This is a genomic window from Aliivibrio finisterrensis, from assembly GCF_008933155.1.
GTDB lineage: Bacteria > Pseudomonadota > Gammaproteobacteria > Enterobacterales > Vibrionaceae > Aliivibrio > Aliivibrio finisterrensis.
The window spans coordinates 1-337 of the sequence record NZ_WBVP01000114.1; the positions used below are offsets into that span (position 1 = coordinate 1).

Annotated in this window: 1 protein-coding gene; it reads left to right on the top strand. The window is 46.9% G+C overall.

The window, feature by feature from the left end; genetic code table 11:
* Positions 1-337, top strand: a 337-nt coding sequence (locus F8B77_RS17780) for a hypothetical protein (RefSeq protein ID WP_167512883.1), incomplete at both ends; no start/stop codon positions are given.

Consider the following 337-nt stretch of genomic DNA (forward strand, 5'->3'; position numbering starts at 1 on the left):
TACGAGTGACGGTTTTGGTTATCAAACTCAATTGAGTGCTGATGGGCTCAAATTAGTGGTGTCTACACTCAATGGGGAGGCGGTGTACAGTTATGACTTAGCGAATGCTGACACCACTCAATGGCAAGCTACTGAACGGATATTTAGCTCGCCATCAACCCGAACCGATGAATTTGCAACCTATGAACTCACCTTTAATGGGACAGATATTGTCGCAGGGGCTTCTTATGGTGATTACAACTACAGCGGCATTCTCACCAACAGCGACAACAACACGGTGTTTGATGGCAATGACACCAGCTCGATTGGCACCGCGTTCGATAATACCGATACCAGT